The sequence below is a fragment of the Variovorax paradoxus genome (assembly GCA_016806145.1).
Taxonomy (GTDB): Bacteria; Pseudomonadota; Gammaproteobacteria; order Burkholderiales; family Burkholderiaceae_C; genus Variovorax.
The window spans coordinates 568,588-585,570 of record CP063166.1 but is presented as its reverse complement, the minus strand read 5'-3'; the positions used below and the strand labels follow the sequence as shown (position 1 = coordinate 585,570).

The 16,983-nt window shown below is 70.1% G+C and carries 18 protein-coding genes; 12 read left to right on the top strand and 6 right to left on the bottom strand.

The annotated features are described in order from the left end of the window. Positions 1 to 20: 20 nt before the first annotated feature. From INQ48_02820 to INQ48_02795, 6 genes are all read right to left on the bottom strand, one after another. The gene (locus INQ48_02820) at positions 21 to 1,574 is read right to left on the bottom strand and encodes a F0F1 ATP synthase subunit alpha (GenBank protein QRF58222.1); all 1,554 of its coding nucleotides are present in this window, start codon (positions 1,572 to 1,574) and stop codon (positions 21 to 23) included. Positions 1,575 to 1,624: 50 nt separating this feature from the next. Continuing rightward, the gene (locus tag INQ48_02815; GenBank protein QRF58221.1) at positions 1,625 to 2,155 is read right to left on the bottom strand and encodes a F0F1 ATP synthase subunit delta; all 531 of its coding nucleotides are present in this window, start codon (positions 2,153 to 2,155) and stop codon (positions 1,625 to 1,627) included. A gap of 7 nt (positions 2,156 to 2,162) precedes the next feature. Then, positions 2,163 to 2,633, bottom strand: a complete 471-nt coding sequence (locus INQ48_02810; protein ID QRF58220.1) for a F0F1 ATP synthase subunit B — start codon at positions 2,631 to 2,633, stop codon at positions 2,163 to 2,165. Positions 2,634 to 2,667: 34 nt separating this feature from the next. Then, positions 2,668 to 2,931, bottom strand: coding sequence for a F0F1 ATP synthase subunit C (atpE, locus tag INQ48_02805; GenBank protein ID QRF58219.1), 264 nt, complete (start codon positions 2,929 to 2,931; stop codon positions 2,668 to 2,670). Between the two features lie 61 nt (positions 2,932 to 2,992). Further along, positions 2,993 to 3,889: a F0F1 ATP synthase subunit A gene (gene atpB / locus INQ48_02800; GenBank protein QRF58218.1), complete on the bottom strand. Its 897-nt coding sequence runs from the start codon at positions 3,887 to 3,889 to the stop codon at positions 2,993 to 2,995. Positions 3,890 to 3,913: 24 nt separating this feature from the next. Continuing rightward, on the bottom strand, positions 3,914 to 4,387 hold the full coding sequence (locus INQ48_02795; GenBank protein QRF58217.1) for an ATP synthase subunit I: 474 nt from the start codon (positions 4,385 to 4,387) through the stop codon (positions 3,914 to 3,916). A gap of 127 nt (positions 4,388 to 4,514) precedes the next feature. Here INQ48_02795 and INQ48_02790 point away from each other — a divergent pair, with 127 nt between their 5' ends. The 12 genes from INQ48_02790 (at position 4,515) to INQ48_02735 (ending at position 16,969) form a co-directional block, all read left to right on the top strand. Then, entirely contained in the window at positions 4,515 to 5,411 is an 897-nt protein-coding gene (locus INQ48_02790; protein ID QRF58216.1) for a D-amino acid aminotransferase, read from the top strand. Beyond that, positions 5,408 to 5,719 carry a DUF493 family protein gene (locus INQ48_02785; protein QRF58215.1) on the top strand — a complete coding sequence of 104 codons (312 nt, stop codon included), beginning with the start codon at positions 5,408 to 5,410 and terminating at the stop codon, positions 5,717 to 5,719. The genes INQ48_02790 and INQ48_02785 overlap by 4 nt, the downstream gene beginning before the upstream one ends. 13 nt (positions 5,720 to 5,732) lie before the next feature. Beyond that, the gene (locus INQ48_02780) at positions 5,733 to 6,965 is read left to right on the top strand and encodes an MBL fold metallo-hydrolase (GenBank protein QRF58214.1); all 1,233 of its coding nucleotides are present in this window, start codon (positions 5,733 to 5,735) and stop codon (positions 6,963 to 6,965) included. Further along, positions 6,962 to 7,657, top strand: coding sequence for a lipoyl(octanoyl) transferase LipB (lipB, locus tag INQ48_02775; protein QRF58213.1), 696 nt, complete (start codon positions 6,962 to 6,964; stop codon positions 7,655 to 7,657). Before INQ48_02780 ends, lipB begins: the two co-directional genes overlap by 4 nt. Positions 7,658 to 7,668: 11 nt before the next feature. Beyond that, positions 7,669 to 8,652, top strand: coding sequence for a lipoyl synthase (lipA, locus tag INQ48_02770; protein QRF58212.1), 984 nt, complete (start codon positions 7,669 to 7,671; stop codon positions 8,650 to 8,652). A gap of 187 nt (positions 8,653 to 8,839) precedes the next feature. Further along, the gene (locus INQ48_02765; GenBank protein ID QRF60580.1) at positions 8,840 to 10,372 is read left to right on the top strand and encodes an acyl--CoA ligase; all 1,533 of its coding nucleotides are present in this window, start codon (positions 8,840 to 8,842) and stop codon (positions 10,370 to 10,372) included. A 37-nt stretch (positions 10,373 to 10,409) separates the two neighbouring features. After that, the gene (locus tag INQ48_02760) at positions 10,410 to 11,870 is read left to right on the top strand and encodes a HAMP domain-containing histidine kinase (protein QRF58211.1); all 1,461 of its coding nucleotides are present in this window, start codon (positions 10,410 to 10,412) and stop codon (positions 11,868 to 11,870) included. Continuing rightward, positions 11,855 to 13,213, top strand: a complete 1,359-nt coding sequence (locus INQ48_02755) for a sigma-54-dependent Fis family transcriptional regulator (GenBank protein QRF58210.1) — start codon at positions 11,855 to 11,857, stop codon at positions 13,211 to 13,213. The genes INQ48_02760 and INQ48_02755 overlap by 16 nt, the downstream gene beginning before the upstream one ends. A gap of 147 nt (positions 13,214 to 13,360) precedes the next feature. Next, the gene (locus INQ48_02750; GenBank protein QRF58209.1) at positions 13,361 to 14,116 is read left to right on the top strand and encodes a hypothetical protein; all 756 of its coding nucleotides are present in this window, start codon (positions 13,361 to 13,363) and stop codon (positions 14,114 to 14,116) included. Positions 14,117 to 14,135: 19 nt separating this feature from the next. Beyond that, entirely contained in the window at positions 14,136 to 15,380 is a 1,245-nt protein-coding gene (locus INQ48_02745) for an MFS transporter (GenBank protein QRF58208.1), read from the top strand. Continuing rightward, a complete protein-coding gene (locus tag INQ48_02740; GenBank protein ID QRF58207.1) occupies positions 15,377 to 16,531 on the top strand; it encodes a citrate transporter in 1,155 nt (384 codons plus the stop codon). Before INQ48_02745 ends, INQ48_02740 begins: the two co-directional genes overlap by 4 nt. Positions 16,532 to 16,645: 114 nt before the next feature. Next, positions 16,646 to 16,969, top strand: coding sequence for a hypothetical protein (locus INQ48_02735; GenBank protein ID QRF58206.1), 324 nt, complete (start codon positions 16,646 to 16,648; stop codon positions 16,967 to 16,969). Positions 16,970 to 16,983 lie beyond the last annotated feature (14 nt).

Below are 16,983 nucleotides of genomic sequence, written 5' to 3'. Positions count from 1 at the left end.
AGGATTCCTTTGGGGGTCGATCAGGCGAACGACTTCTTGAACGAGGTGATCGCCGCGTGCAGTTCGGCTTCCGAGTCCTTGTCGATCGCCTTGGCCTGTTCGACCTTGTCGAGCAGGGCCGCGTGGCTGGTCTTGAGGAACTGGTGCAGGCCGTGCTCGAAGGCCAGGACCTTCTTGACGTCGAGATCGTCCATGAAGCCCTTGTTGACCGCGAACAGCGACGCGCTCATCAGCGAGATGGACAGCGGGCTGTACTGGGCCTGCTTCAGCAGTTCGGTCACGCGGGCACCGCGGTCGAGCTGCTTGCGGGTGGCTTCGTCGAGGTCGGAAGCGAACTGCGCGAACGCAGCCAGTTCACGGTACTGCGCGAGGTCGGTACGGATACCGCCCGACAGGCCCTTGATCGCCTTGGTCTGTGCCGACGAACCCACGCGCGACACCGAGATACCGGCGTTGATGGCGGGACGGATGCCGGCGTTGAACAGGCTGGTTTCCAGGAAGATCTGGCCGTCGGTGATCGAGATCACGTTGGTCGGAACGAAGGCGGACACGTCGCCGGCTTGCGTTTCGATGATCGGCAGCGCGGTCAGCGAACCGGTCTTGCCCTTGACTTCACCCTTGGTGAAGGCTTCGACGTAGTCGGCGTTCACGCGGGCCGCGCGCTCGAGCAGGCGGCTGTGGAGATAGAACACGTCGCCGGGGTAGGCTTCGCGGCCCGGCGGGCGGCGCAGCAGCAGCGACACCTGACGGTAGGCCACGGCCTGCTTCGACAGGTCGTCATAGACGATCAGGGCGTCCTGGCCGCGGTCGCGGAAGTATTCGCCCATCGTGCAGCCCGAGTAGGCCGACACGTACTGCATGGCGGCCGATTCCGACGCCGATGCGGCCACCACGATGGTGTAGTCCATCGCGCCGGCTTGTTCGAGGGAGCGCACCACGTTCTTGATCGACGAAGCCTTCTGGCCGATCGCGACGTAGACGCAGGTCATGTTCTGACCCTTCTGGTTGATGATCGCGTCGATCGCCACGGCGGTCTTGCCGGTCTGGCGGTCGCCGATGATCAGCTCGCGCTGGCCACGGCCGACGGGCACCATCGAGTCGATCGACTTGAGGCCGGTCTGCATCGGCTGGTCGACGGACTTCCGTGCGATCACGCCCGGTGCGACCTTCTCGATCACGTCGGTCATCTTGGCGTTGATCGGACCCTTGCCGTCGATCGGCTGGCCCAGCGCGTTGACCACGCGGCCGATGAGCTCGGGGCCCACCGGCACTTCCAGGATGCGGCCCGTGCACTTGACGGTGTCGCCTTCGGAGATGTGCTCGTACTCGCCCAGAATCACGGCGCCGACGGAATCGCGCTCGAGGTTCAGCGCCAGGCCGTACGACGGGACGCCGTCGGCCGTGGGCGGGAACTCGAGCATTTCGCCCTGCATCGCGTCCGACAGGCCGTGCACGCGCACGATGCCGTCGGTCACCGACACCACGGTGCCCTGGTTACGGATGTCTGCGCTGACGCCAAGCCCTTCGATGCGGCTCTTGATCAGCTCGGAAATTTCTGCGGGATTGAGTTGCATGACTCTTTCCTTCTTTCAATAAATAGGGCTTACCGCGGCGACAGACCGCCTCAGGCGGTGAGCGCAGCTTTCATTTGTTCGAGCCGGGCCTTGACGGACATGTCGAGCACCTCGTCGCCGACCACGGCACGGATGCCGCCGATCAGCTCGGGATCGATCGCGACGCTCGTCTTGAGCTTGCGACCGAAACGGCGCACGAGCGCCGCCTCGATGTCCTGCAGCGCGGCGCCTTCGATCGGGAAGGCGCTGTAGATCACCGCATCGGACGAACCGCTGCTGGCGTTCTTGAGGGCACGGAACTGGACCGCCACCTCGGGAACGGCCGCGAGGCGGCCGTTGTCGAGGACGGTGCGCAGGAAGTTCGTGCCGAGGTCCGGCAGCGGCTGGGACAACAGGCCGGCGACCAGGCCGACGACCTGCTCGGGCGCGACCTTGGGATTGGCCGCGAACTGCAGCAGCTGCGGGTTCCCGACGACCGCGGCCAGCTGGTCGATCCAGCCGGTGGTGGCGTCGAGGTTGCCGGCACTGGCCTGGAACAGCGCTTCAGCGTAGGGACGGGCAATGGTCGCGAGTTCGGCCATGTCGTCCTCAGAGCTCGGTCTTCAGGCGCTGGAGCAGGTCGGCATGGACGCCGGCATCGACTTCCTTGCGGAGGATCTGCTCGGCACCCTTGACGGCCAGCGCGGCAACCTGCTCGCGCAGCGCTTCGCGGGCGCGCACGGTCTGCTGCTCGGCCTCGTCGCGGGCAGCCGCGACGATCTTGTTGGCCTCTTCGTTCGCACGGCCCTTGGCTTCCTCGATGATCTGCTGGGCGCGGCGCTCGGCGTCGGCAAGACGGCTGGCGGTCTCGGTGCGAGACGCCGACAGTTCCTGTTCGACGCGCTGGTTGGCGGACTGCAGTTCGGCCTTGGCCTTGTCGGCGGCCGCCAGGCCCGCGGCGATCTTTTGTGCCCGGTCATCCAAAGCCTTCGCGATCGGCGGCCACACGAATCTCATCGTGAACAGCACGAGCAACAGGAAGACGATGGCCTGAACGAACAGGGTCGCGTTGATACTCACGGCAACACCTTTCTAGAGTGGCGTTGAAACCGGATTACTTCGGCAGGGCGGACAGGAAGGGGTTGGCGAACGCGAACAGCAGGGCGATGGCCACGCCGATCAGGAAGGCCGCGTCGATCAGACCGGCCAAGATGAACATCTTGGTCTGCAGGTCGTTCATCAGCTCGGGCTGACGGGCCGACGATTCCAGAAACTTGCCACCCATCAGGGCGATACCGATCGATGCACCGATAGCGCCGAGACCGACGATCAGACCACAGGCGAGGGCAACGAGACCGAGAACGTTGGATGCTTCCATGATGACTCCTTAGATTTAACTGGATGAATGCAAAAGAAAAAGAACGAAAGGGAACCGAGCCTCAGTGGGCCTCATGAGCCTGGCCCAGATAAATGAGCGTCAGCATCATGAAAATGAATGCCTGGAGCGTGATCACCAGAATGTGGAAGATCGCCCAGACAGTACCGGCAATGACGTGGCCCACTGGCAACAGCACTCCCGAGAACGACGCAGCCATCGCACCACCCATGAGCGCGATCAGCATGAAAACGAGTTCGCCCGCGTACATGTTGCCGAACAGCCGCATGCCATGCGACACGGTCTTGGCCACGTACTCGATGATCTGCATGAGCAGGTTGACGATGCCGAGGATCACGGCAAACACGGGGTTCTTGCTGGTGCCGAACGGCGCGGTCACCAGTTCGTGCGCCCAGCCGCCGGCGCCCTTGATCTTGATGCTGTAGAGCAGGCACAGCAGCAGCACGGAGGTCGACAGGCCCAGCGTGGTGGACAGGTCGGCCGTGGGCACGGCGCGCATGTACGCGTGGTGCGGATCGTGGCCGGCAACTTCATGCAGCTTCGCCCAGATGGCCGGCAGCAGATCCACCGGCAGCATGTCCATCGCGTTGAGCAGGAAGATCCAGACGAACACCGTGAGCGCGAGCGGCGCAATGAACTTGCGGCTCTTGGCGTTGTGGATGTTGGCCTTGGTCTGGTTGTCGACCATCTCGACCAGGATCTCGACCGCGGCCTGGAAGCGGCCCGGCACGCCCGACGAGGCCTTGCGCGCGGCCAGCCACAGCACGAAGCAACCCAGCGCGCCGATGATCAGCGCATACAGGATCGAGTCGAGATTGATGATGTTGAAGTCGACGATCGACTTCTGCACCACGGGATTGAGATTCCAGTCGACCTGCCAATGTTGGAGGTGGTGAACGATGTACTCACTCGCAGTCGGTGCGTGTCCTTCGGCGGCCATCTTCAGCGTCTCTTTTTAAACAAGTCAAATCCGGTTCAACAACCTGGGCCGCACCACGAGTGCGATCCAGTACGTCTTCAGGGCGGCGATCACGCCAGCGACCAGCGCCAGCCAGTTCAGCCCTCCGACCAGCCACGGCGCCGCAACCAGCATGGCCACGGTCAGCACGATCTTGATCGACTCCCACACAAAAAACCTCAGCATGGCAGCGGACTGTGACACTGCTCCCGTTCCGCGCCGTACGCCTCGAACGAACAGCGCCGCCGGCAAGGCCACCGCGATCGCTCCGTAGAGCCCCGACACGGCGGCCGACGACAGTCCCGTCCACACCCATGCAACTCCCGCCACGATCACTCCCAAGGCCACCTGGGCCCCGATCACCCACCAGGGCGACAGTTCGGGATTTTGCTCGCGCAGCCGCCGCGCCTCTTCGGACGTGAGCGGCTCGAAATCAGAGATTTCGACCTCGGGTTCGGCTTCGGGGGTCCTGGTTGTCATTTGGAATGCGAACCCCTTGCCTGCCGAGAATTCTACAAAGCCTCTGATTATAAGGACAAACCCGCCCCGATCCGGACATCTTGGGCGCACAAGCGACACATTGGGGACGGCGCTCATAATTTGCGCCATGCAAGCCCTGCCCGCCACCCTGTGCCATCTCGATGGCGACTACCTTCCGCTGCGCGACGCGAAGATCAGCGTCCTCGATCGCGGCTTCATCTTCGGCGACGGCATCTACGAAGTGATCCCGGCCTACGACGGCCACCTGTTCTGCCTCGACGAGCACCTGGCCCGGCTCGAGCGTTCGCTCGCCGAGGTCCGCATTGCGAACCCGCACGACCGCGAGGGTTGGCGCGCCCTGGCGCAGCGGCTCGTGGACTCGGCCGCGAACGAGGCGACCGTTTCAGTCTACATCCAGGTCACGCGCGGGGTCGCACCGCGCGACCACGCGATGGTCCAGGGCATCGCGCCCACCGTCTTCGCGATGGTCAATCGGCTCACCCTGCCGAACGAAGCGGCGCGCACGAACGGCGTGAAATGCGTGACGGCCGACGAGTTCCGCTGGGCCAAGGCGCACATCAAGAGTACCAGCCTGCTGGGCGCGGTGATCGCGCGCCAGATCGGCGTCGACGCGGGCGCGACCGAGACCGTGATGTTCCGCGACGAATGGCTCAGCGAGGCGGCCTCGAGCAACGTCTGGGTGGTCAAGGACGGCACCGTGTTCGGCCCGCCGCGCGACAACCTGGTGCTGACCGGCATCCGCTACGGCCTGCTCGAGCGCCTGTGCGCCGAGCGCGGCATCCCGTTCGTGCTGCGGCGCATCGCGCGCGAGGAGGTGTTCGCGGCCGACGAGCTGATGATCTCCTCGGCCACGAAGGAGGTGCTGCCGGTGACGCTGCTCGACGACCAGCCCATTGGCAATGGCCGACCCGGCCCCATCTACCAGAGCTTGTACGCGGCCTACCAGGAGGCCAAGCGACACAACGCACAGGCGCAGCAGCCGCCACGAGGAGTATCCGCATGAGCACCGACCGTCCCGACACGCCCGCCACCGACGCCGTCACCGATCCGCGCAAGGATTCGCTGATCGAGTACCCCTCGCAGTTCCCGATCAAGGTGATGGGTGCGAAGGTCGACGGCTTCGTGCACGCGATCACCCAGATCGCCGAGCGCTTCGACCCGAGCTTCGACGCCACCACCGTCGAGCTGCGCGACAGCAAGGCCGGCAACTACCTCGGCGTGACGATCACCGTGACCGCCACCAGCCGCGAGCAGCTCGACGACATCTACCGCGCCCTGTCCTCGCACCCGATGGTCAAGGTCGTGCTCTGAGCACGGGCGAGCGATGCCGCGTTGTGCGCTGACACGCTGGCGGCACCTCGCGGCCGCGCTGTGCGCGGGCGGACTGGCGGTGGCCTGCTCCACCGCCCCCAATCCCTACTACGACGCGAGCCGCCCGCACCACCGGCCTGACGGTTTCCAGGACAACTACGTCGAGTTCCAGCCCAAGAACTTCTTCATCGACGTGCTGGTGCGCTGGCAGATCCCGTCGTGGTTCAAGGGCCTGCCGAAGGCGCCCGATGCGCCGCCGCCGGTGGTCAAGCCCGAGCTCGCGCTGCTGCGCGCCAACGCCACGGCGCAGCCGATGCGCCCCACCGCCACCTTCATCGGCCATGCCACCGTGCTGGTGCAGCTGCCGACCGCGAACGGCGGCCTCCACGTGCTGACCGACCCGGTGTTCGGCGAGCGCGCTTCGCCGGTCTCGTTCGCGGGCCCGAAGCGCTTCCAGCCGCCGGGCCTGGCGCTGGCCGAGCTGCCGCGCATCGACCTGGTGCTGATCAGCCACAACCACTACGACCACCTCGACGAGGCCAGCGTGAAGGCGCTCGCCGCGCAGGCCGGCGGATCGCCGCTGTTCGTGGTGCCGCTGGGCATCGCCCCCTGGCTGGCCGAGCGCGGCATCGCCAACGCGGTCGAGCTCGACTGGTGGGACAGCCTCGAGCTGCCGACCGGCACCGGCACCGGCAGCGCCCCGCCGCAGGCTTCGCAGGTGCGCATCCAGCGCAACGGCGCGGGCCTCGCGACCGCGACGGACGCCACCCAGGTCTTCCTCACGCCCGCCCAGCACTGGAGCGCGCGCGGCCTCGGCGACCGCCTCAAGACGCTGTGGGGCGGTTTCGCCGTGCTGTCGCCGAAGCTGCAGCTCTTCTATTCGGGCGACACCGGCTATTCGCGCGACTTCGCCGACATCCAGGCCCGCTTCGCGCCGCGCCAGGGCCCGGCCCAGGGCGGCGGCTTCGACCTCGCGCTGCTGCCCGTGGGCGCCTACGAGCCACGCTGGTTCATGAAGGACCAGCACGTGAATCCCGAGGAGAGCGTGTGCATCCACCGCGAACTCGGCGCCAAGCGCAGCCTGGGCGTGCACTGGGGCACCTTCGCGCTGACCGACGAGGTGCTCGACCAGCCGCCGCGCGACCTCGCCGCCGCGCGCCAGGCCCAGGGCGTGGCCGCCGACGATTTCTTCACGCTCGCCATCGGCGAGACCCGCACCCTGCCCGAGCGGCAGACCCCACGATGAGCACCGACACCGCAGCGCCCCCCATCGCCCTCGACTGGCAAGGCCGCGTCGACTACGCCGCCACCTTCGCCGCGATGAAGCAGTTCACGCTGGAACGCACGCCCGACACGCACGACGCGCTATGGATTTGCGAGCACGCGCCGGTCTTCACGCAGGGCATCGCGGGCCGCCAGGACCACATCCTCAACCCCGGCGAGATCCCCGTGGTGCAGACCGACCGCGGCGGCCAGGTCACCTTCCACGGTCCGGGCCAGGTGGTGGCCTATCCGCTGATCGACCTGCGCCGCGCGGGCTACTTCGTCAAGGAATACGTCTACCGGCTCGAGGAAGCGGTGCTGCGCACGCTGTCGCATTTCGGCGTCACCGGCCACCGCGTGGCCGGCGCGCCCGGCATCTACGTGCGGCTGGACGACCCGTTCTCGCATGCCGCCCTCACCGGCCCGCGGCCCGCGCACGACCCGTTCCGCGGCCTCGGCAAGATCGCCGCGCTGGGCATCAAGGTCAGCCGCCACGCCACCTACCACGGCGTGGCGCTCAACGTCGCGATGGACCTCGAACCCTTCTCGCGAATCAACCCTTGCGGCTACGCCGGGCTGCAAACGGTCGACCTTTCTACAATCGGCGTCCAATCCACATGGGAAGAAGCCGCCGCCGTGCTGGGCCGCAAGCTCGGTACTTTCCTGGCGCCTTGACGAGAACTCCAATGAGCACCACCGAAGTCGTCCGCGACGCCCAGAGCGCCGAAACCTACAACCCGCTGGCCAAGCAGAAGGCCGCGGCCAAGCTCTCGCGCATCCCCGTCAAGGTGATCCAGCAGGGCGAGGTGCTCAAGAAGCCCGAGTGGATCCGCGTCAAGGCCGGCAGCCCGACCACGCGCTTCTACGAGATCAAGCAGATCCTGCGCGAGAGCAACCTGCACACGGTCTGCGAAGAGGCGTCGTGCCCGAACATCGGCGAATGCTTCGGCAACGGCACCGCCACCTTCATGATCATGGGCGACAAGTGCACGCGGCGCTGCCCGTTCTGCGACGTGGGCCACGGCCGCCCCGATCCGCTCGACAAGGACGAGCCGCTGAACCTCGCGAAGACCATCGCCAAGCTGCGCCTGAAGTACGTGGTGATCACCAGCGTCGACCGCGACGACCTGCGCGACGGCGGCAGCCAGCACTTCGTCGACTGCATCCGCAACATCCGCGAGCTCTCGCCGATGACGCAGATCGAGATCCTGGTGCCCGACTTCCGCGGCCGCGACGACCGCGCGCTCGAGATCCTCAAGGCCGCGCCGCCCGACGTGATGAACCACAACCTCGAGACCGCGCCGCGCCTGTACAAGGAAGCGCGCCCGGGCAGCGACTACCAGTTCAGCCTCAACCTGCTGAAGAAGTTCAAGGCGCTGCACCCCGAGGTGCCGACCAAGAGCGGCATCATGGTCGGCCTCGGCGAGACCGACGAGGAGATCCTGCAGGTGATGCGCGACATGCGCGCCCACGACATCGACATGCTGACCATTGGCCAGTACCTGTCGCCGTCGGGCTCGCACCTGCCGGTGCGCCGCTACGTGCATCCCGACACCTTCAAGATGTTCGAGGAAGAGGCCTACAAGATGGGCTTCTCGCACGCGGCCGTCGGCGCGATGGTGCGCTCGAGCTACCACGCGGACCAGCAGGCGCACGCGGCCGGCGTCTGAGCCGCGCGAGCCCCCTGCAACGAGCGGCCTCCGGGCCGCTTTTTTCATGGCGCGGCCCGTCGCCTCGGGCTCACCGGGCGCGGGGCATCTTCGCTATCCTGCACGGCCGGCAACGACCGAGGATCCGACCTTGCAGCAATCCGCTTCCGCCTCTCCCGCTTCTTCCGACGCTTCCTTTCAGGCCATGATGGAACGCGACTTCGGCGTGATCGCCGACCTGATCCGCTTCCACGCGCACAACACCCCCGAGCGCCCCGCGCTCGCCGACGCCGCGCAGCAGCTCGACTACCGCGCGCTCGACGCGCTGATGGACCGCATCGCCGCCAGCCTGCAGCGCGACGGCCTGCGCGCCGGCGACGCGATCGCGGTCTGCGCCGCCTCGTCGGTGAACTACGCGGCCGTGTTCCTCGGCGCGCTGCGCGCGGGCGTGGCGGTGGCGCCGCTGGCCCCGGGCTCCACGCCGGCCAGCCTGGCGCGCATGATCTCCGACGCCGATGCGCGCCTCCTCTTCGCCGACGCGGGCGCGGCCGAGGTGATCGGTGCGGCGCAGCCCGGCGGCATCGCGCGCGTGGCGCTCGACGGCTCGGCCATCGGCCGCTCGCTGGCCGACTGGCTCGCGCCCGAAGGCGCCACGCCCGAGGCGGCCGACGTACAGCCCGGCACGGCCTTCAACATCATCTATTCCTCGGGCACCACGGGCGAGCCCAAGGGCATCGTGCAGGGCCACGGCATGCGCTGGGCCCACGTGCAGCGCGGCGCCAAGTACGCGTACGACAGCCAGACCGTCACGCTGCTGTCGACGCCGCTGTACTCGAACACCACGCTGGTCGTGTTCTTCCCCACGCTGGCCTTCGGCGGCTGCGTGGTGCTGATGCCGAAGTTCGACGCGCTCGGCTACCTGCAGCTGGCCGAACGGCACCGCGTGACCCACACCATGCTGGTGCCGGTGCAGTACCAGCGGCTGATGGCGCATCCCCGCTTCGACGCGCACGACCTCTCGGCCTACCGCTTCAAGTTCAGCACCAGCGCGCCCTTCAATGCGGCGCTCAAGGCCGACGTGCTCGCGCGCTGGCCCGGAGGGCTGATCGAGTTCTACGGCATGACCGAGGGCGGCGGCACCTGCATCCTCGAGGCCCACCTGCATCCGACCAAGCTGCACACCGTGGGCCAGCCGGCGCCGGGCAGCGACATCCGGCTGATCGACGAGGAAGGCCGCGAGCTGCCGGCCGGCAACACCGAGGTGGCCGGCGAGGTGGTCGGCCACTCGGCCGGCATGATGACCGGCTACCACCGCCAGCCCGAGAAGACGCGCGAGGCCGAATGGTTCGACGCGACGGGCAAGCGTTTCATCCGCACCGGCGACGTGGGCCGCTTCGATGCCGACGGCTTCCTCACGCTGTTCGACCGCAAGAAGGACATGATCATCAGCGGCGGCTTCAACATCTACCCGAGCGATCTCGAGGCGGTGCTGCGCTGCCATGCGGCCGTGGCCGACGTGGCGGTGGTCGGCGTGCCCTCCGAGCAATGGGGCGAGACGCCGATGGCCTTCGTGGTGCGCCGCGAGGGCGATGCCACCGCCGCCGAGGCGCTGCTGCAATGGGCCAATGCCCAGGTCGGCAAGACGCAGCGGCTCGCGGGCCTGGAACTGATCGACGAGCTGCCGCGCAGCGCGATCGGCAAGGTGCTCAAGCGCGAGCTGCGAGAACGCGTTCGCGGCTGACGCGCCGCGCACCGAAGACCGGGCAGGATCGCGGCAGATGAAATCGCTGCGCGGTCAACTGGTCTTCTTCTGGGTGCTGCTGCTCGGCATGTGCGCCGCGCTCGCGGTCGTGATGTTCACGCTCTACCGCAGCAGCGCGGGCGCCCAGGTGGCGGCCGGGCGCGCCGCCACCGAACAGTCCTGCCGCGCGATCGCGGCGCGCTACGCCAAGTCGATCGCCGCGCCCGCGCCGCCGCGGCCCGAGGTCGACCTGCTGCGCGTGCTGCTGCAGCTCGTGCTGATCGAGGCGCCGCATGTCGAGGGCGGCGTCTGGCATGCGGTCGACGGCCCGCTGGCCTACGCCTACCCGACCTACGAGGGCAGCGGCGTCAAGCGCGACGTGCCCGCGGCCGAGCAGCCGCTGATCGCCCAGCTGGCGCAGCTCGCGGCGCGCACCCGCCAACCGCAGACCGACGTGGTGCGCGGCAGCCGCGAGGCGCTGATCGTCTCGGCCTGCCCGCTGCCCGCACCGGCCGACGACCTCGCCGCCTGGACCATGACGCGCACCAACGGCGGCGCGCTCGCGGCCCAGGACAGCCTGCGCACCGGGCTCGGCGTGCTGCTGTTGCTGGTGCTGGCCTCGGGCCTGTGGCTGGGCTCGATCCTGCTGCGCGGGCTGCGCCACGTGCAGCGCCTCGAGGGCCGGCTGGCCCAGGCCGACGCCGACGGCGACGCCATGCCCGAGCTGCCGCGCACCGGCGTGCGCGAGCTCGACCGCATCGTCGACGGCTTCAACCGCTATCGGCTGCGCTTCGAGGAGGCGCGCGCCCACCTGCGCGCGGCCGCCCAGCAGCGCAGCCGCGACCAGCGGCTGGCCGCGCTGGGCCGCATGACGGGCGGCATCGCGCACGAGATCCGCAACCCCATCGCCACCATGCGGCTGAAGGCCGAGAACGCACTGGCCGCCTCGCCCGAACGGCAAGGCCCGGCGCTGCAGGCCATCGTCGGCCAGATCGACCGGCTCGACGCTCTGGTGCAGAGCCTGCTGGCGCTGGTGCAGCCGGTGACGCTGGCGCCGGTGCCGGTGCCGCTCGCGCGCTGGCTCGAGGAGCGGCTGGCGGCCGTGGCGCCGAAGGCCGAGGCCGCGGGCGTGCGGCTCGTGCTGCGGCACGAGGCGCCCGACAGCGCCGTGTTCGACCCCGTGCACCTGGCGCGCGCCATCGACAACCTGCTCGACAACGCCGTGCGCCATGCGCCGCGCGGCGGCGAGGTCGTGCTCGCGGCCGCGCAGCCCGATGCGCGCACGCTGGCGCTGCGCGTCGATGACGACGGCGCGGGCGTGCCCGAGTCGCTGCAGGCCAGCCTGTTCGAGCCCTTCGCCACCGGCCGCGCCGACGGCACCGGCCTGGGCCTGGCGCTGGCACGCGAGGTGGCGCTGGCGCATGGCGGCGAGCTGCGCCACCTGCCGCTGGCGCCGGGCACCCGTTTCGAACTGGAGCTTCCATGGCGCACCTCCTGATCGTCGACGACGACGACGCCTTCCGCGACACGCTGGCCGAAACCCTCGAGGGCCTGGGCCACGACGTGACGGCCGTGGCCGGCGGCGCCGAGGCCATCGAGGCGCTCGCGCGCACGCGCTTCGACGCCGTGTTCCTCGACCACCGCATGCCCGGCATGGACGGCCTGCAGACGCTCTCGGCGCTGCGCGCCCGCGCGGGCAGGCTCCCGCCGGTGATCGTGCTGACCGCGTTCTCGAGCGCGGGCAACACCATCGAGGCGATGCGCCTGGGCGCCTTCGACCACCTGGCCAAGCCGATCGGCCGCGAGGCGGTGCGCGAGGTGCTCGAGCGCGCGCTGCAGCAGCGCACGGCGACTGCCCCCTCGGCCGCGCCCGACGACGCGGACGACTCCGAACTGATCGGCCCGAGCGAAGCCATGCGCGAGGTGCACAAGCGCATCGGCCTGGCCGCTGCCAGCGCGATGCCGGTGCTGGTGCTCGGCGAGACGGGCACCGGCAAGGAGATGGTGGCGCGCGCGCTGCACCGCCATTCGGCGCGCGCCGGCGGGCCCTTCGTGGCCATCAACTGCTCGGCCATCCCGAAGGAGCTGCTCGAGAGCGAGCTGTTCGGCCATGTGCGCGGCGCCTTCACCGGCGCCACCGGCGAGCGGCTCGGCTGCTTCCGCGCGGCCGACGGCGGCGTGCTGCTGCTCGACGAGATCGGCGACATGGCGCTCGACGTGCAGGCCAAGATGCTGCGCGCGCTGCAGGAAGGCGAGGTGACGCCGCTGGGCTGGCACCGCACGGTGAAGGTCGACGTGCGCGTGGTCGCCGCGACCCATCGCGACCTGCGCATGGCCGTGCGCGAAGGGCGCTTTCGCGAGGACCTGCTGTACCGGCTCGACGTGCTGTCGATCCGCCTGCCGCCGCTGCGCGAGCGGCTGGCCGACATCATCCCGCTGGCCGAGCACTTCCTGCGCCGCGCGGTTCCGCGCGATGCGACCGAGCCGCCGAAGTCGCTGTCGGCCGAGGCGGCCCGGCGCCTGCTCGGCCACCCCTGGCCCGGCAACGTGCGCGAGCTGCGCAACGCGATGGAGCGCTGCCAGGCGCTGGTGCGGCACCGCCTGATCGGCGAGGCCGACCTGGCCGCCGCGCTGGGTGCCGCGCCGGCCGCCGATGCCGCGCCGGCGCTGCCCGCGGACTGGCTCGAGGGCGAGCTGCCGGTGGCCGTCGAGAGGCTGGAGCGGCTGCTGATCGCGCATGCGCTCGCGCAGGCGCAGGGCAACCGGGCCGAGGCGGCGCGCCGGCTCGGCATCCACCGCCAGTTGCTCTATCGCAAGCTGACGCAGTACGGCCTCGAGTGACGCGGTGTCCGGAAAGCGGACGCCCGCTGTCCCCGGATCATCCGGATGCCGCCGCGGCGGCGCTCGCAAGTCGTTGATTTCAAAGGGTTTCGGTGCTGGCACGTTGCGTGAGATGTCCTGGGGACATTCACCCGCAAGGAGCTTCCCATGACAGTCCGCACCCCCTTCCTCGCCGCCGCCTTCCTGCTCGCGGGCGGCTCGGCCTTCGCCCAGCTGCCGCCCCCGCCGCCCGGCGCCCCTGCCGCCGCCGGCCCCGTGGCCGCGGCCGCCGCGCCCGAGGCCGGCACGGTCGTCACCGGCCGCGTGCAGCGCTTCCTGCTCAATCCCGGCGGCGAGGCCGACGGCCTGCTGCTGGCCGACGGCACCCAGGTCGCGTTCCCGCCGCACCTGTCGGCCGACGCGATGCAACTGCTGCAGCCCGGCGACACGGTGCAGGTCGGCGGCTGGCGCGCGCCCGGCGTGCCGGTGCTGCGCATGCGCTCGCTCGAAGCCAAGGGCCGCAGCCTGGTCGACACCCCGCCCGCGCCCGGCATGGCGCCGCCGCGGCCGCTGCGCGATCCGGGCGCGCTCGATGCGCTGAGCGCGCAGGGCCGCATCGAGCGCCTGCTCTACACCGACCGCGGCGACGTGCGCGGCGTGCTGCTGGCCGACCAGACCATCGTGCGCTTCCCGCCGCACGTGGGCGCGATGTATCGCGACCAGCTGAAGCCGGGCGCCGAGCTCCATGCGCGCGGCTGGGGCACGCGCGGCGCGCAGGGCACGGCGCTCGAGGCCACCGGCCTGGGCCCGACGGCGGACACGGTCGCCGAGGTGCTGCGCGGTCCGCGTCCTGGCGCAGGGCCGGGCGCAGGTCCTGGCGTGGGCCCGGGTCCGCGCCCCGCCCCGCGCGGCCCGGCTTCCTGAGCTTAGGCCCCGCCCCGCCATGACGACCGCGCCCTCCCGCCGCAGCCTGCGCGCCCTCGATGCGCTGGCCTTCTTCGCACCCGACATCCAGGGCGGCGTCGGCCCGTTCCTGGTGGTCTTCATGGCCGGCACCTTGGCCTGGGATCCGCAACGCATCGGCAGCGTGATGTTCGTCTCGGCGCTGGTCGGGCTGGCGGTGCAGGCGCCGGCCGGCGCGCTGATCGACAGCGTGCGCCGCAAGCCGCGCTGGATCGCGGGCGCGGTCGCGCTGATCGCCTTGTGCCTGGTGGCGATGGCCCAGTGGCCGCTCTACGGCACCATCCTCGCGGGCCAGTCGCTGATCGGCGCCGCGGGCACGCTGGTCGCGCCCGCCCTCGCGGCCACCAGCCTCGGCATGGTGGGCCGCGCCGGCCTCGACGCGCGCATCGGCCGCAATGCCGCGATCACCGCGGCCGGCACGGTGCTGTGGGCGCTGGGCACCGGCTGGGTCGGCCATGCCTTCGGGCCGCGCGCGATGTTCTTCTATGCGGTGGCGATGGCGCTGCCGACCATCGCGGCGGCGCTGCTGATCCGCGACCGCGACGTCGACCCGCGGCTGGCGCGCGGCGCCGACGCGCCATCCGATGACCTCACCCCGGGCACCGTCCGCTGGCACGACCGCCGCCTCGTCGTGCTGCTGGCCTGCGCCTTCCTGTTCCACCTAGCCAATGCCGCGATGCTGACGCTGGTGGCGCAGAAGGTCGGTTCGCGCACCGGCGCCGCGGCCACGCTGTGGCTGTCGGCCGGCGTGATCGTCACGCAGCTGGTGACCATCCCGATCGCGATGGCGGTCGGACGCTGGGCGCCGCGGCTCGCGCGCAAGCCGGTGTTCCTGGTCGGCTTCGCGGTGCTGCCGGTGCGCGGGCTGCTCTACCTGCTGGCCGACAGCCCCGCCGCGCTGCTCGCGCTGCAGGTGCTCGACGGCATCGGCGCGGGCATCTTCGGCGTGATGCTGACGCTGATGATCGGCGACCTCACGCGCGGCAGCGGCCACTTCAACTTCGCGCTCGGCCTGGGCGCGGCCTGCGTCGGGCTGGGCGCGGCGCTCAGCAACCTGCTGGCGGGCAGCATCGCGCACGCGGCCGGCTACGGCACCGCCTTCGTCGTGCTCGCGGCCATCGCCGCCGCCGCGCTCGCGCTGTTCGCGCTCGCCATGCCCGAAACTCGGGGGCGGGACGCGCGCACCGCGCACGCTCCCGCCGCCCTGACCACCGCCGCTCCATGACCAAAGACACCGCCGCGTCCGCCCTGCCCCCCGCCACCGCCGCCGCGGACACCGCCCCGCCGCACGAGGGCGGCGGCAACGGCCTGCTGTGGGTGCTGGTGGCGGTGGCGGTGCTGTTCGCCTTCGTGCGGCCGCGCGCGCCGCTCGACTGGCTCCAGCTGATCGACTGGCAGACCGTGGGCGCGCTCGCGGGCCTGCTCGCGATCACGCAGGGCGTGGAGAAGAGCGGCGTGCTGCAGTCGGCCGCGCAGCGCCTGCTGGCGCGCACCACCAACCTGCGCCAGCTCGCATTGCTGCTCGTGGCCAGCGCCGCCGTGCTGTCGGCGCTGGTCACCAACGACGTCAGCCTGTTCCTGCTGGTGCCGCTCACGCGCGTGCTCGCCACCCAGGCGCACCTGCCGCTGGCGCGGCTGGTGGTGCTGGAGGCGCTGGCGGTCAACGCGGGCTCGGCGCTCACGCCGATCGGCAATCCGCAGAACCTCTACCTGTGGCACCGCAGCGGCGAGAGCTTCGCGGGCTTCATGGGGATGATGGCGCCGACCGTGGGCGTGATGCTGTTCTGGCTGTTCGCCGCCGTCTGGCTGCTGGTGCCGCGCACCGCCATCGCGCTCAAGCCCGCGGCCGACAGCGCGCCGGTGCAGCCGCGGCTGCTGGCGCTGTCGGGCCTGCTGTTCGTGGGCTTCGTGGTCGCGCTCGACCGGCACTGGCTGGCCGCGGGCCTGGCGGTGGTGTTCGGCGCCTACCTGCTGTTCCAGCGCCGCGTGCTGCGCGACGTCGACTGGGCGCTGCTCGCGATCATCGCGCTGATGTTCGTCGACCTGCGCCAGCTCGCCGAGCTGCCCTTCATCGCCGCGCTGATGACGCAATGGCCGATCGCCGAGGGCTGGCGCGCCTACCTGGCGGCGATCGTGAGCTCGCAGTTCATCAGCAACGTGCCGGCCACCATCCTGCTCGACCGCTACGTGCACGACCTGCCGGCGCTGGCCGCCGGCGTGAGCGTGGGCGGCTTCGGCTGCGTGCTGGGTTCGCTCGCCAACCTGATCGCGCTGCGGCTCGCGAAGCTGCCCAACGGGCTGCGCGAGTTCCATCGCCTGAGCGTGCCCTTCCTCTTGGTGTGCGCGGCCTCGGCGCTGCTGCTGCGGCTGGGGTGACGGCGCGCAGTGGCGGCACCGGATGCGTGCGTGCGGCGCAACATCGCCCGTGTCCGACGGGCGCGCGCGCTTTTTGTGGCTAGAGTGGTGACTCCCGAAGAAAGGAGTCACCGCATGGACAAGAAGAACAACAACGAGGATTTCGAGATCACCCCCAAGCTCGTGTTCGACATGAACCTGGCGCTGTACCTCGACCTGGTCGCGGCGCTGGAGGGCGCGGGCGCCGTCACCTACCGCCAGATGGCGGCCCGCGTGCTCAACATCAGCATGGATGCGCGCGCCGACGGCGAACTCGGCCTCTCGACCGCGCTGGAGGGCATCGCGCAGGGCTTCGCGGGCCACGGCGACGGACTGTCGATCGAGCTGCTGAAGGCCGCGCGCGGGCTGCGCGAGGACGACGCGATGGGCGACATCCCGATGCGGCCGGACGTGGACTGAATGCGGTCCCGGCC